This window comes from Enterobacter sp. MGH 16 (assembly GCF_000493175.1).
Classification (GTDB): Bacteria; Pseudomonadota; Gammaproteobacteria; order Enterobacterales; family Enterobacteriaceae; genus Enterobacter; species Enterobacter roggenkampii.
Window position 1 is genome coordinate 2,214,235 of sequence record NZ_KI535695.1, and the last position, 15,102, is coordinate 2,229,336.

Consider the following 15,102-nt stretch of genomic DNA (forward strand, 5'->3'; position numbering starts at 1 on the left):
CTGGTCATAAATTATCTCTTACATTAATCATATTAAACCGCTTTGCAAGTGAAGAAAGATAAGGAACAATCCTCACTCTTGCAAAACTAGCTATTGGTTTCTCAACGCAGTGCCAGGAAAGAATTGCAACTGCAAAAGTAACACAGCAAATAAAAACAAAATAAATTGCAAAACCACGTTCACTTAAAAGAGAAAAACTCAGTTGTGATACTGGATAAGCATATAAGTATAAACCATAGGAATAATCATGTTTAAGATTTAATAATCTAATAAAGCCAAACAAATAACCTATCGAGATTATAATGTAGCCGACTAGAATAGGAATCAAAAGAGAATTAAGATGATTACGATAATAAATTAGAAGGCCTAAGGAAACTAGAGTAAGTAATGGCGATACGGGTATGTGATTTCGATTTATATATAACAGACCGCCAATGCAAAAGAAAAACATTAAACTAAGTGATCCAGGAATAGGAAATATATTTTTAAAAAAATCCGGAAAAAGTGAATTTATTAAAATGAGGAGAATAAAAGCAGCATTATATCTTGCTCTGGTAACGGTTATCCCTAAAGCAACAAAAAAAAGCGAACTAATGTATGCGCGCACCTCGACAGGTAATGTCCATAAAGAACCATTGATAGCTTGATCAGGATGGTTTACAAAGATACCAGGAAGAGTAAAGGTAACTGTTTCAAGAAAAGAGTTAGTTTTAATATATTCCCATGATGAAGTCTTAGATATAAAATCAAGAATGTATAATTTTTCAGCCGCTGGAATTATAATAAAGATTGTTATAATATTTGCGACAATCAGCCCAGGAAAAATCCTTGCTAATCTGGCAACCGTATACTCAATAAAAGTACGTTTGATCGCACTTTGTAAGATGAAAAAGCCACTTATAGTAAAAAAAATGTATACGGCTAGTGTACCGGTATAAAAACCAATCCTACTACTGAGGGGATCTGCGCCAAGCCCAAATATGTGATATGAATGAGCATATAAAACAAGTAACGCTGCAAAAAATCTAATAAAAGTAAAAGCATCAGATTTATTTTGCATTACATCTGCAAGCATTTTAAATTTGAATATATTATTTTGTATTAACATCTTCAATCCCAAGCAATTTAACTCTGCCAAAAATATCAAGTGATAACTTACATACTTGTTTATGTTGCGCTGGGTTTAATTGCGATTTATCAAATACCACATCTTTTGGTAAAGTTAAATCGTCAATGTTGTTTCTGAAAGAAATTGCCCTAACTGCGACCCAGGAAGTACTTCCTAATTCCGGAGTAATTAAATACTGGCAATCATCATCTTTATTGCTACTAATTACTGAATAGAGGGTGTTTACAAAATTGTTCTGATAATTACCGGTAGCGACAAAATTCTTCTGAAGAGAAACTGAATGTATAAATAACAAAGCAAAAAAGATAACACTTATAAAACGATAGTAAGAAGACCTGTAATAGAGGATAGCGATACTGACTGCAAGTGTAAACCCAGATGTATAAATATAATGGGGCAAACTCATATCCAGAATTAGGATAGGAATTGAACCTACATAATAGAACAAGAAATAAAAAATATAGCTTACAAGAGATCTACGGCAAACAAGTACAATTAAGATAAAATGAAGAAAAATAGCTATAGATAACTGCCATATCTCATACTGATTAAATAAACCATGTATCTCTGTATTATCAAGCAAAAAGGGGAATATAAAATATTCAAGGACCCTTGTTGGAATATTACCTAATGAAGTACCATAACCACCATGTTTTGGGAAAAGGAATTCAAATCTTAAAGTTAAGTATCCAATAACGATAAATGAGCATATCAAGAAAAACGATATGCTTATTTTCTTTTTTTCAAGGAGATTTTTTTTATTATAAATAAATTGTTGTGCGATATAAAGAAAAAGTATGGATGGATAAACAACTGCAGTCTCTTTAAACATTAAAGCAAAAATAAAGAACAAGCATGCCGCTGAAATAGATATATTTTTATTTAAATTTCTCGCATATGTCGAAGTGGAATGTAAAAAAAGGAGAAACGAAATACAGCAACACATCAACCAAAATACATCTGCAATTGTTCCTATCCATCCATTCACGAAAACAACTGAAGGCATGACAGTACTGACCAGTGAAGAAAGAAAGGCGACTTTCTCATTGGTGAAATGTCTAATAATAAAGTAGAATAAGGCAGCATTAACCATACCACAGCATAACAATGCCAAGTGGAAAAGTTGAGGTGTATCAAATAAATAATAACTTGAAAGTAGCCAAAGGTTAAAATTTAGTGGGCGATAATGAAATTCATTATAATTGAAAATATTATAATATTTAATATCGTGAATGCTAGATGAAGAAATAGCTTTTATTCCCCAACCTATCTCATCATGACTAAAATAGCCAGCATTCATAAACAATCCAATATTTGCTAGAACTCCAAATATCACAATTAGAATTATTTTTTTAGATTGCGTCATCATCAATATCCTGATTGCGAACTATATCTTTAATGATAAATTTAGGCCTTTGTTTAGTTTCCATATAACATCTACCCAGATACTCACCTAAGACCCCGATACCGATGAGTTGTACACCGCCAAGAAAAAGAATTGCGACCATTATTGACGGATACCCTGCCACAGGGTTTCCAAAGAAAATTTTTTGCGCTATCAAATTCATCGCATATATAAAAGATAATAAAGATATCGCCCCTCCTAAATATACCCATATTTTCAGAGGTGCAATACTGAATGAAGTTATCCCTTCAACAGCCAGATTCCATAATTTCCAACCATTAAATTTACTATTACCAGCGACACGCGCACTTCTATTATATTCAACAACTGCAGTTTTATAACCGACCCAAGCGAAGATACCTTTCATAAATAATTGAGATTCACTCATTTGGGTGATGGAGCGTACAACCTGCATACGCATCATTCTAAAATCCCCAACATTTGCTTCGAGTTTTACATCTGATAATTTATTATGTGTTTTATAGAACAACTCAGCAGTTTTTCTCTTTAAATAAGTATCACTACTTCTTTCAACTCGTTTTGCTAGTACAACATCTAATGATTGATTCTGTAGACAGTCATACATTACTTCTATTAATTCAATGGGATCTTGAAGGTCAACGTCGATAGGTACAATGAAATCTGAGGAAACAATACTTAAGCCTGCAAAAAGAGCTTTTTCCTTTCCAAAATTACGAGATAAATTAATTAACATGACGCGTTTATCATCAGAAATGATTTTTGTCACAACATCTTCTGTTCTATCAGTACTTCCATCATTTATAAAAATGATCTCAAAATTCATTTTTGACAAAAATTCGTTATTATTTACGGCTCGATAAAATATTGGTATTGCATCTTCTTCATTAAAAACAGGAACTACCAAAGATATTTTATTCATAATTATTTAAACACTATAAATTTAGAGTAGAAGAATCCCAGAATTAAACTTAAACTCGAAAAGACAATTAAAGTTACAAAGGCACTAAGTTTGAATCTATCTGCGCAAGAACCTATTAAAAGACTAAGAATACCAAGCCCCGTAACAAATAATATATATGAGCTACCTTTTGGCTTCTTTTTAAAATTAAATTTAGAGTTCATAGCATATGAGAAACTCGACGCAATAGAGAATGCAACTAAATTACTTAACGATTGTAAAAAACCTATATTTGTAAAAATAAAAAAGATTACCCAATGTAGACCGGTATTCAAAACACCAATCAATGAGTACATCTTAAAATTCCTTAGCACCCAGGTACCCTTTTATTAAAAAAGTGAATCTATCTTCCCAAACTATTGGTTTCTCAATCTCAGGCTCAATACCTGAAAGGTGCTGCTCTAAAGTGACTGCAACCTTATCATTGACTCGACTCTTCATTTCACCAAAGCAAGTTGTAATCACCGGGACGCCAGCCGCAACATATTCATAATATTTGACAGGATCAACCGAATCAGTTAGTTGATTCAATTGGAAAGGTATTAAACCATAATCAAAGGTCTTTATAAGAGCGGGAACATCTTTATGATCAATTGCAGGTTTAATTATTACATTTGGTGGAATACTTTCAGGCTTAGCATATAAAGGCCCAACGATGACTATCCGACTATGGGGACGACTTGAAGATAACTTTCTAATAAAATCCCAATCGAACCAGCTTGCAACACTGCCAATATAGCCATATGTAATGATGCCATCATTGATGCCATCATAATTATTTTGAACATGCATTAGTTCATTACAATATAGACTAGAACAAGCATTCATTACAAGTATGGACTTTTTTGTCATTATACTATACTTATGAAGCAAGCCTGAAGATGAAAACATCGTCATGTCAACCTGCATAAGTAATTTTTTTAACAACTTGTAGACGCTATCTTTTGTTTTACCTTTAAAAAAATACGGATAATCATCCATTACATCAAATATTGTATTCTTAAAAGTAATTCTTTCTAGAATTTTGAGACTCAGAACGCTCGGTTTCCCGATGATAAGCATAGAGTCCTTATCTTTAACCAAGCGCTCTAAATTAGTTATAAATTTATTAATCACTCCACGGTTTACAACTTTATAGAGACCATTGAAGGGTTCAATAGGTATTACACTTCTGATTTTAATAACTTCTACATTGTTAGGTTTAATGATACTTTTCGATTCAACACCAATTAATTTTGTTCTGATATCTGAAAATTTTGGAAAACGGGAAGGTAACGGATCAACCCAAATTAGTTTTTCTACCCCCTGCTGTGCAATAAAATTTGCAAAAAAATGAGGACGCTGTGCAATACTATCCCAGTGTACTGGAGACAAATATATCACCACCATTATTAATGCACTCCAGGCCTATAGCTATGCGGTTTCCACTCCCCCCACTTGCTCTCGAAAATGACTTTATTCTTCTGCATCAATAATTCTTTTTTGTTATTTTTAAGTTGATTAAAACTCGCAGAAAGATGATGATGTACAAATGAGTCTTCTATTGCCGCCATTTTCCAGCCACGTTTTTTTACTTCCTGGCAATAATCATCATCCTCAAAGAAGCCTAAGCCGTAGTCCGTAGAAATCCCACCAATTTCTGAATAGACTTCCCGACGAATAGCAGCACAGAAAAATGCAAGGCAATCCATTGGATACACTTCATTTGCATGCCTGGAAATATAATGAAGCGACTGGATATTCATTTCAGACCAATTATTATAACTAATATTGATTTTCGATTCGTTACCAATGTTATTAGTCACAGGCCCAACCAATCCTAATTCAGGGTTATTTTTAAACCCTTTTATCAGGTTACCTAACCAAAATGGTGATACGTAGGTATCATTATTGAGAACAATAAGAATGTCACCTGTTGCTTTTTCTAAACCGATATTATTACCTGCAGCAAAACCGACATTCTCATTATTAAGAATAACAGTATAATTTGGCTTATCCACATAATATTTTTGCAAGTAATCGCGGGTTCCATCCGTTGACAAGTTGTCCACAATAATTACTTCATAATTATCATATTCGGTGTTCCGTTGAATACTTTGCAAACACTCCTTGGTTAATGCCAGGTTATTAAATGTCAGTACAATCAAGCTAACTTTTAGTTTTTTGGAATTAAGCTCGCGGATTGAGTCACTAAGTTGCTGTGCTCGACTGGACCAGTCATGGTGCTTAGCCCATTCACGGCGCTTTTCACGTAAAGTTTCATTGCTTGTCTCAGCCATCGCAATTCCAATCTGAGAGATGAACTGCTCTTTAGTATTGCCCACATGAACTATATCACCCATAATAACAACTTCAGGCATTGCTGTACAAACTACTGGTTTTCCAGCTGCTAAATATTCATAAACCTTAACAGGATTAGTACAAAGCGTTAATTCGATAAGTTTGAACGGAATCAAACATACATCAAAATCTTTTAAATATGGTGTAAGTTGCGTATAAGGTATTTCTCCAAGGAAGGTGATATTTTTTATCTTCCTGGCAGGTGAGATATCGCAAGTAGTACCACCAATCATTACAAAATCATATTGTGGGTAAGCTTGCGCAGACGCTATGAGCAAATCCAAATCAAACCATTCAGCAATAGCTCCATAATAACCAACTACAGGCCGCAGCTTATTTAAAGCGCCTTTTTCCGGAATCTTCGAAAAATATTCAACTTCACATCCGTTCCGGATGATTATATTATCACAGTGCTTAGCGACGCTTTCTGAGAGACGCTGTGCGGTGGTAATAACCAGATCAGATGATTTGAATAATTTTTCTTCTTCGGTTAACATCGAAAATTCATTATTTTCGAAACCTGCATGATGATCCATACAGTCATAAATTATATGATTCGATGACAATCCTTCAGCCACTTCTCTCCAAAACGGAAGATCTATCAATGAATTTGTAAATCCTAGACCAAATGCCTGGCGTACAAGATATACACTGTGAATCAGGAAACTTATCTGCTCGCGATCAAGCTTGTCTTTATAAATATTAACTTCATGTTTATTAATGTTGAGTTTGCATAAAACGACACCATCAACGGGCATTTTCTCAATAATAAAACCCGGTGTGTTGGTGACATTAAAGGTAGTCGCAAAATAAATCACGCGATTACCCAATTTCCCAAGTTCCTTTGCTAATTGCTGAGGACGTTGCAAACGAAATTCCCAGTCGATAACTGGAAATAGTAAAATATCTAAACCATTTTCTTTTTTCGTTAGTTGATGCAGGTTAGATAAGTCTCCCCCCACACTTGTTCCAAGATGACTCAAGCTCCCCCCAATATTTTTTATTATTGAAGGTTGTTCTAACTTAATGCCACGTACTATCTGATAAGCTTTTTTTACTCGACTACGCATTGAAGGTGATAGTTGATAAAATAATGGTCTGGCCATGTTTTTGATTTGATTCTTAAGCATTTTAATCAATCCTTCTTACCTTTAATAAAGCTATGCAGACGGAATAATAAACTTTTCTTTATGGTTTGTAGTTCACTAAGTAATTGGACTTCCTTCCGCTGAAGCTCTTGAACTTGCTGATTAAGTGATTGTGCCCATTCTGAAATTTCAATAGCATTTTTTTCAGTAATTTTTAAGCTTTCAATCCACTTCTCGTATCCAAGGATAGAGTCCTGAAGCACTTTATTCTGAAAACGATTAACCATAACCTCACGTTCTTTATAATAAGAACCACCATCAAAGAAAAATGCTTTGCTATCATTAACAGCTGACTTATTAAGTAAAAAACGACGCAGATGGTATTCTGCGTCAAAGAATTTATTTTCATCAAAAAAATACTGATGATACGTTAGATATACCAACTTCAATAAAGTGTTATCATCAATATTATTATTAATATTGTCCATGATATCCTTACTGGTTGCGTCCTTCGATAAAGCTACAACTAATCCAGGGAGAGCATAAGGTGCCACACCAAACGTAAATACTGTTTTACCCGCAACCAATGCTTCAAATCCGAGCGAAGAATTTATAGTAAACACTGCGTCTGAAAAAGCGACCAGATCTTGAGTACTAAATTGATCAGTAATTACAGGAATATTGTTAACTTCTACAACACAATTTTCCTGGGCAGGATGTTTCTTGATAATGAACTGAATATCATCATTACCTAAACCTACACACTGATTAACGAACTGTTGCATTGTAACAAATTCTGACCCTGCAACAATGTTTGAATCATCCTCAACTTGTAAAGCAATAAGTATAGTCTTCTTATTTCCAAGCTCTAATTGATTACGGATTATTTCTCTTTTATCGTCTGAGATAATATAGTTATTTCTGATCTTTCCTAGCGTTAGTCTGGAAATTGTTCTTTCATTTTCTGATAGATCAAAATGTTCAAATTCATTCCAAAAGTCATGAAGAGAACTGGTGCTGTTGACTCCTTCTGGATCACTATAGTAGATAACAGGATTGGGATTTCTTGACAAACCTAACTCGTTGAAAAATACAGTTATTTTATTTGCCTTACAGTAGGATTTTAGTAACCCATCATAGTTCCAGCAGAATACTATTTGAGGATTAATCATGCTGATAGACTTTTCAATGAAATGGTTATGCTGCGGATCAAACTGTCCATTTAGAACGAGTTTCCAGCGTTCAAACCACTGGGTATCATCATAATCGATGTTAAAATCAGATGGCGAAACGCATTGCCAGCCGTCAGCACGAATAACATTGGCAAGTTCATTAGTTGCAATAAACGTTACTTCCCAATTCTGTTCAACAAAAGATTGCGCTAATTTTTTGTATCGATCGTATATACATTGGAAAGTGAGCGCGTCATTGCGAATGGTGAATGGCAACAAATAGAATACAACATGGTCGCGCGTTATTCTTTCTGTAACAATTGCATCTGCAGCTTTGATAATTGAGTTCGGTAAAATATCATTTTTGATGACGGCGTTAGCACCGATTACGCACCCGTCACCAATAATTACACCTTCAAGTATAGATACATTACTACCAATCCATACATTAGAACCAATAGTCACTTTTTTGAATGACATTCCCTGCTCACTTATCGGTGCTTTACTTTTAAAATGATGAGATGAAGAGGTAATTATAGTATTAGCGCCAATTAAAGTATTATTGCCAATTTCTATTCCACCAGTTGCATTTAACCAGCAGTTATAGCCAATAACTGATTGCTCACCAACGGTCAATTGTCCTTGATTATGCGATTCGATGACAGCATTTTCTCTGATTACTGCCCCATCCATAATTCGATACAGTCCTTCTTCAAAGGAAGGTTTGAATTGTACGGAATCTGCGATGCTGGCTGATTCAGAAATGAAAGACTTTTCTGGTTCTTGGCTCATTGTTGTAGTCTCACTATCTTTTATCAGTAAACTTAAATCATCTAATATTATATTTTTAGGGTATTTACAAACGGCAACAACAAATCCCCAGTTGATAACATCATCAATACGATAAAATTTATCCTGATCTTGTAAATATACATCTACCTGATAAAAATAATGGTTGAGAACACGACGTAAATCATCACTGGTATATTCTAAAACATGATAACTATTGAGTGGATTTTCACGGCTAGCTTCACGAACAGGTGTTGAAACTATAAACTGACCATCTTCTTTAAGTACCTTCATAAAGCCATCAAGCAAGATCCGTGGATCCGGAACATGTTCTAGCGTTTCAAGGCAAACAACGGTATCCATTTTAGGTAAAGAGTCAGCCAGGACTCTGATATCACCACAGAGATAGTTTAGTTTTTCTGAAATATATTGAGATTTAGCGAAATCAACGGCATTCTGGTCAATGTCAACCCCGACGACATGGGCACAATGTTCTTTAAGAATATCGCTGCCATAGCCGCTTCCGCAAGCACAGTCCAACACTGACATTTCGGGTGAAAGATATTTTGAGGCAAAGTGGTAACGAGATTCATGCCTCTCAATATTTTCTACATCATATGCATTTTTTTCAATATCTAAGCTTTCATCAGATGAAAAATAGAGTCTTTCTGTTGCCATTAACCTAAATCCTCTTTTTTAAGCAACACTGGCTCCATATTTATAAATCCAATAGTTTTAGATTTACCAATGATGCTTAAAAGCTTCATGCCCCAGCGGTGATCATGTTCGTGATATTGACCATCAGAGAGCATATCGATTAAGCCAGCATTTATCGTATAAGAACCCGCACCCAAATTATTTGGAATCTTGACGGTGATTCTTCGTTTGCCCTGGCCGGGTGTAATTTCAATACCAATATTTTTACTATTAAAACCCCATACATCTATTCCAGACGTATTCCTCAAAGTCATTGTGAAGACTGGGTTTTCGAATTCCGTATTAAGTTCAATCAATATTGAAAGGACTATTGGCTCATTGAGTGAAACTTCACTAACATCCTCTGCTTCCTCAGTAGAAACAGTGACATCAATAATTTTGCCCCCCCCAATACCAAAGCGATATTCCGAGCGCAGCGCAACTTGACTTTTAAGCCACTGGATTTCTTTAGTTTTCATCAACTCCTGATATGAGTTGACAACAACGTCTGGTCGATCGTCCAGCAGCATACAACCTTTATCAATCAGGATTGCACGATCACAAGTATTTCTTACTGCAGTTAAATCATGAGAAACGAACAGTACGGTTCCACCTTGTTCCTGAAATTGTTCGAATGCCCGATGGCATTTAGTCTGGAAAAGATAATCACCAACCGATAAAGCTTCATCGACAATCAGAATATCAGGATTAACATTTATTGCTACGGAGAATGCCAGACGGACAAACATTCCGCTCGAATAGGTTTTAACCGGGCGATTTATAAAGTCTCCGATTTCTGCAAAATCACAAATTGCATCAATGCGGCTTTCGGTTACCTCACGATCTATACCCAATAAAGACGCATAAAGATAAATATTTTCAATACCAGTAAATTCCGGATTAAAGCCAGCTCCAAGTTCAAGTAGTGCAGCAACTTTCCCTTTGACTTCAATTTTTCCGCGCGTAGGTTGCAGAGTACCAGCAATCATTTGAAGAATGGTCGATTTACCCGCACCATTGGCACCAACAATACCAACACGTTCACCTTTACGAATACCAAATGAAATGTCATTAACGGCAGTAAATTTACCAGACCCTTCTCCAGGTTTTTTTTTCAATAGACTGTAAACATTATGGAAAGGCGAGCGATATTGATAAAATTCTTTTGTTAAACTTTCAATATTTACAATATATTCAGACGACATCGGCAAAACCCCGGCTTAATCTTTTAAAAATCCACCGTCCGAAACCCAAAATTCCAATTGCAACGACGAAATAAATAATATAACTCACAAATGAGAAAGACTCGATGTTGAATGCAATAGCACGGAAGTCAATGACAATAAGAGAAATTGGATTTAGATAAACTACCACCTTCACGAATTCAGGAAATACGCTAAGTGGGAAAAGAATTGGGCTCACAAAAAGGAACATAGTTGAGGCCAGGTTCACAACGTGAGTGATATCTTTAATATACGTTCCTAATGCACTAAATATATAAGAAAGACCTAATGTAAGTAATACGAATGGGGGTAATACCACGGCCATAGATAATATTGCACGAAGAAGACTTTCCCCAGTGACTAACACAGCGATGAGAAGCAGAGCACCGCCAATCATTAGATTGAAAAGCTGAGCAAGGAAGTTAGAAATAACTAAAACTTCAAGGGGGAACACCACCTTTTTGACATAATTTGCATTACCGCTTACCAGTTGACTACTCGTCATTAGTAGCTCAATAATGAAAAAGTGAAAAATAAGTCCTGAAAAAAGAATTACCGGATAACTAGCGAGTGAACCACCACCCCACTTAGTTTTAAATGCGAAACCAAATACTAGAGTGTAGACGGCAAGCAGAAAAAGAGGGTTAAGTAGACTCCAGAAAATACCAAGCGTTGAACCTTTATATCTTGAATAAATGTTACGCTTAGCAATCTGCAAAATAAGTTCATTATGATTGCTTAATTTCATTACAATCCTCAAAGCGCCATAAATTTTTTGAACGAGATGCCTTGCATATCTTTATTAGACAAAAGCAGCTGCGTAGTTGTATCAAGCGGCCAGGAAATAGCTAAGTCAGGATCGTTCCAACTAATCGAATGCTCCGCTTTAGGATTGTAATAATCGGTGCATTTATAGATGAACTCTGCTGTATCGGTTAATACGTAGAAACCATGCGCAAATCCTTCAGGTATCCATAATTGACGCTTATTATCTGCTGATAATTCTACACCAACCCAATGGCCTAATGTTGGTGAATCTTTACGCACGTCTACAGCCACATCAAATACAGCCCCTACCCCAACGCGAACCAATTTTCCTTGGGTATTCTCGCTCTGATAATGTAAGCCGCGGAGAATTCCCTTTTTGGATTTTGAATGATTGTCCTGAACAAAGTTCGTTTTTTTATGAGTTACCAAATCTTCAAATTTTTTTTGGTTCCATGTCTCCATAAAAAAACCGCGCTCATCACCAAAGACAGCAGGTTCAATAATTTTTACATCAGCAATATTTGTATCAATGACTTTCATTAGTATTAGCTCTTATAAGCTTTAATAGAATGTAATGCATTTTTCCAGTTACTTGCTTCTATACCAAAACAGCGCGTAATACGCTGCGTATCAAGCCGGGAATTTACAGGACGCCGTGCTGGCGTTGGATAGTCTGATGTGGTAATTGGATTTATGATAGGCTTGACTTTTATCACCCCTTCTTTAGATGCAGCATCAAAAATTGCTTCTGCAAATTCGCTCCAACTAACATGTGGTAAACCGGAAAAGTGATAAATACCGAATTTTTCATTGTTATCATTTATAATATTTTGCATTATTTTAATCAGTGCATCGGCGATATCACCAGCGTAAGTTGGGCCCCCAACTTGATCGGCTACAATACCTAGTTGCGAACGACTCTGGGCAATACGTAGCATAGTTTTGACAAAATTATTGCCATGTTCACCAAACACCCATGCAGTACGTATAATAATATGTTTTCTGCATGCCTGTACCACCGCATTTTCACCATCAAGTTTGGTTTTCCCATAGACAGTAGCAGGTCCAGTGATATCATCTTCGTGGTAAATACCAGATTTATCGCCTGAAAAAACATAGTCAGTAGAAATATGAACCATCAAAGCATTATATTTTTCCGCACCTTCGGCAAGATTCTTCGGCCCAATACAATTTACTGCATAGGCAATTTCTTTTTCAGTTTCGGCTTTATCTACCGCTGTATATGCTGCGGCATTAATAACAACATCGGGTTTGAAACTGTCAAATATCTGAGCTACCTTACTTGAATTAACGATATCAAGTTCAGTTTTATCAACTGCAAGTAAATCCACGTCATTTTCTAAAGCAAGCTTTTGCGCTAACAAATAACCAATCTGTCCATTTGCCCCTGTTACTAATACTTTCATCATTTTTTACCGGAATCTGCAACAAGATTAATCAAGTATTGCCCATAATCATTTTTCTTCATGGAGATACCCAAGCTTTTTACTTGTTCAGTGGTGAGCCATCCATTACGCCATGCAATCTCTTCGAGGCAAGCAATTTTCAGCCCCTGTACATTTTCGATTGTTTGTACAAATGACGATGCTTCATGCAGGCTTTCGTGAGTGCCTGTATCAAGCCAGGCAAATCCGCGACCAAGCAGTTCGACGTGAAGCGAACCATCTTGTAAATACATTTCATTTATAGAAGTGATCTCAAGTTCACCACGAGCGGAAGGTTTTACCTTTTTAGCAAAATCGACGACGCGGTTATCGTAGAAATACAGCCCTGTTACTGCATAATTGGATTTCGGATACGCCGGTTTTTCCTCGATAGAAATTGCCCGCATTTCGGAATCAAATTCGACAACGCCAAAACGGTCAGGATCTTTAACTTGATAGCCAAAAACTGTCGCACCGTCGTCACGCTTCACAGCCTCAGCTAATGAACGGCTGAATGATTGACCATAGAAAATGTTGTCACCCAGGACCAAACACACCTTTTCATTGCCAATAAATTCTTCACCGATAAGAAATGCTTGCGCGAGACCATCCGGGCTAGGTTGAATTGCATACTGCAAATTAACGCCGAAATGGCTGCCATCACCCAGTAACCGTTTAAAACTATCACAATCTTCTGCAGTTGTGATAACCAGTATATCCTTAATGCCTGCTAACATCAGCGTGGATAACGGATAATAGATCATCGGCTTGTCATAAATAGGAAGAAGCTGTTTTGATACACCGCGCGTTATTGGATATAAACGAGTACCGGAGCCACCAGCAAGAATGATCCCTTTCATCTTATTTTTTCTCCATCGAGCTATTGGTTTCGGTATAGGATTTATCCAGAATACGTCGCCACCACTTTTCATTATTTAAGTACCAAAGAACTGTTTTACGTATACCTGATTCGAATGTTTCTTGCGGTACCCAGCCGAGGTGGCGTTTAATTTTGCTGGCGTCAATCGCATAGCGAAGGTCATGTCCAGGACGATCAGCTACATAAGTAATGAGTTCTGCAAACTTTTTAATGCCCGCAGGTTTAATATTAATTACCTCATCAAGAATTTCGCAGATGGTCTTAACAACATCGATATTTTTACGTTCGTTATGGCCGCCAATGTTGTAAGTCTCACCGACCTCGCCTTCCGTCACCACTTTATATAGAGCGCACGCGTGATCTTCCACGAACAACCAATCACGGATCTGCTCACCGTTGCCATAAACTGGCAGGGGTTTACCAGCCAGAGCATTCAGTATAATGAGTGGGATAAGTTTCTCAGGGAAGTGGTACGGACCGTAGTTATTTGAGCAGTTAGTAACCAGAGTAGGTAATCCATAGGTTCGCCGCCATGCGCGAACTAAATGGTCACTGGATGCTTTCGAAGAGGAATAAGGACTGCTGGGGGAATAAGGTGTTGTCTCAGTAAACAGCGGTAGAGAACTTCCGGTTGGTACCTCATCAGGATGCGGCAAATCACCATACACTTCGTCGGTTGAGATATGGTGGAAACGGAACGCAATTTTGCGGGCATCATCAAGTTGTAACCAGTACTTACGTGCCGCTTCAAGCAGAACATAGGTACCAATTATATTGGTTTCGATAAATGCCGCCGGACCAGTGATTGAACGATCTACATGACTTTCTGCAGCAAGATGCATGACAGCATCAGGTTGGTGCTCAGCAAAAATACGCGCCATGGCATTTCCATCACAGATGTCTGCTCGTTCGAATGCATAACGCGGATCATTTGCAATGCCTACCAACGATTCGAGGTTACCAGCGTAGGTCAACTTATCTACGTTAACCACAGAATCTTGTGTATTATTAATGATATAACGAACTACAGCAGATCCAATAAAACCTGCACCACCAGTGACGAGTATTTTCACAAGACTATTCCGTATTGCGTCGTAATGTTTAGATTCAAACTTAATACATAGGGCCGAACTGCACAGCGCAGAAAATATAACCACGCTACCGCCCCTGGCTCTACAGCTACCAGTATACTGAAAAAGAAAGACAGTGCTTTTAGCCCTCCAGCCT

Annotated in this window: 13 protein-coding genes; all 13 read right to left on the reverse strand. The window is 36.7% G+C overall.

Features of this window, described 5'->3' with window-relative positions; all coding sequences use genetic code 11:
* Window positions 1-4 precede the first annotated feature (4 nt).
* The 13 genes from L362_RS23890 to rfbB are packed head-to-tail and all read right to left on the reverse strand — an operon-like array spanning window position 5 to window position 14,948.
* The gene (locus L362_RS23890; protein WP_023344490.1) at window positions 5-1,108 is read right to left on the reverse strand and encodes an acyltransferase family protein; all 1,104 of its coding nucleotides are present in this window, start codon (window positions 1,106-1,108) and stop codon (window positions 5-7) included.
* The gene (locus L362_RS12295) at window positions 1,092-2,498 is read right to left on the reverse strand and encodes a hypothetical protein (RefSeq protein WP_230469172.1); all 1,407 of its coding nucleotides are present in this window, start codon (window positions 2,496-2,498) and stop codon (window positions 1,092-1,094) included. Before L362_RS12295 ends, L362_RS23890 begins: the two co-directional genes overlap by 17 nt.
* Complete coding sequence (locus L362_RS12290; protein WP_023344492.1) at window positions 2,482-3,435, reverse strand: glycosyltransferase family 2 protein; 954 nt, start codon at window positions 3,433-3,435, stop codon at window positions 2,482-2,484. Before L362_RS12290 ends, L362_RS12295 begins: the two co-directional genes overlap by 17 nt.
* 2 nt (window positions 3,436-3,437) lie before the next feature.
* On the reverse strand, window positions 3,438-3,770 hold the full coding sequence (locus L362_RS12285) for a GtrA family protein (protein WP_023344493.1): 333 nt from the start codon (window positions 3,768-3,770) through the stop codon (window positions 3,438-3,440).
* A gap of 1 nt (window position 3,771) precedes the next feature.
* Window positions 3,772-4,863 carry a glycosyltransferase family protein gene (locus tag L362_RS12280; RefSeq protein WP_023344494.1) on the reverse strand — a complete coding sequence of 364 codons (1,092 nt, stop codon included), beginning with the start codon at window positions 4,861-4,863 and terminating at the stop codon, window positions 3,772-3,774.
* 2 nt (window positions 4,864-4,865) lie between these two features.
* Window positions 4,866-6,944, reverse strand: coding sequence for a glycosyltransferase (locus L362_RS24410; protein WP_023344495.1), 2,079 nt, complete (start codon window positions 6,942-6,944; stop codon window positions 4,866-4,868).
* 5 nt (window positions 6,945-6,949) lie between these two features.
* A complete protein-coding gene (locus L362_RS12275) occupies window positions 6,950-9,541 on the reverse strand; it encodes a methyltransferase domain-containing protein (protein ID WP_023344496.1) in 2,592 nt (863 codons plus the stop codon).
* Window positions 9,541-10,764 carry an ABC transporter ATP-binding protein gene (locus L362_RS12270; RefSeq protein ID WP_023344497.1) on the reverse strand — a complete coding sequence of 408 codons (1,224 nt, stop codon included), beginning with the start codon at window positions 10,762-10,764 and terminating at the stop codon, window positions 9,541-9,543. The genes L362_RS12275 and L362_RS12270 overlap by 1 nt, the downstream gene beginning before the upstream one ends.
* Window positions 10,754-11,530 carry an ABC transporter permease gene (locus L362_RS12265; protein WP_023344498.1) on the reverse strand — a complete coding sequence of 259 codons (777 nt, stop codon included), beginning with the start codon at window positions 11,528-11,530 and terminating at the stop codon, window positions 10,754-10,756. The genes L362_RS12270 and L362_RS12265 overlap by 11 nt, the downstream gene beginning before the upstream one ends.
* 8 nt (window positions 11,531-11,538) lie before the next feature.
* Complete coding sequence (rfbC, locus tag L362_RS12260; RefSeq protein WP_023344499.1) at window positions 11,539-12,090, reverse strand: dTDP-4-dehydrorhamnose 3,5-epimerase; 552 nt, start codon at window positions 12,088-12,090, stop codon at window positions 11,539-11,541.
* A gap of 5 nt (window positions 12,091-12,095) precedes the next feature.
* Complete coding sequence (rfbD, locus tag L362_RS12255; protein WP_023344500.1) at window positions 12,096-12,980, reverse strand: dTDP-4-dehydrorhamnose reductase; 885 nt, start codon at window positions 12,978-12,980, stop codon at window positions 12,096-12,098.
* Window positions 12,977-13,855 (reverse strand): glucose-1-phosphate thymidylyltransferase RfbA, encoded by an 879-nt coding sequence (gene rfbA / locus L362_RS12250; RefSeq protein WP_023344501.1) that lies wholly within the window; start codon window positions 13,853-13,855, stop codon window positions 12,977-12,979. Before rfbA ends, rfbD begins: the two co-directional genes overlap by 4 nt.
* 1 nt (window position 13,856) lies before the next feature.
* The gene (gene rfbB / locus L362_RS12245; protein WP_032637801.1) at window positions 13,857-14,948 is read right to left on the reverse strand and encodes a dTDP-glucose 4,6-dehydratase; all 1,092 of its coding nucleotides are present in this window, start codon (window positions 14,946-14,948) and stop codon (window positions 13,857-13,859) included.
* Window positions 14,949-15,102 lie beyond the last annotated feature (154 nt).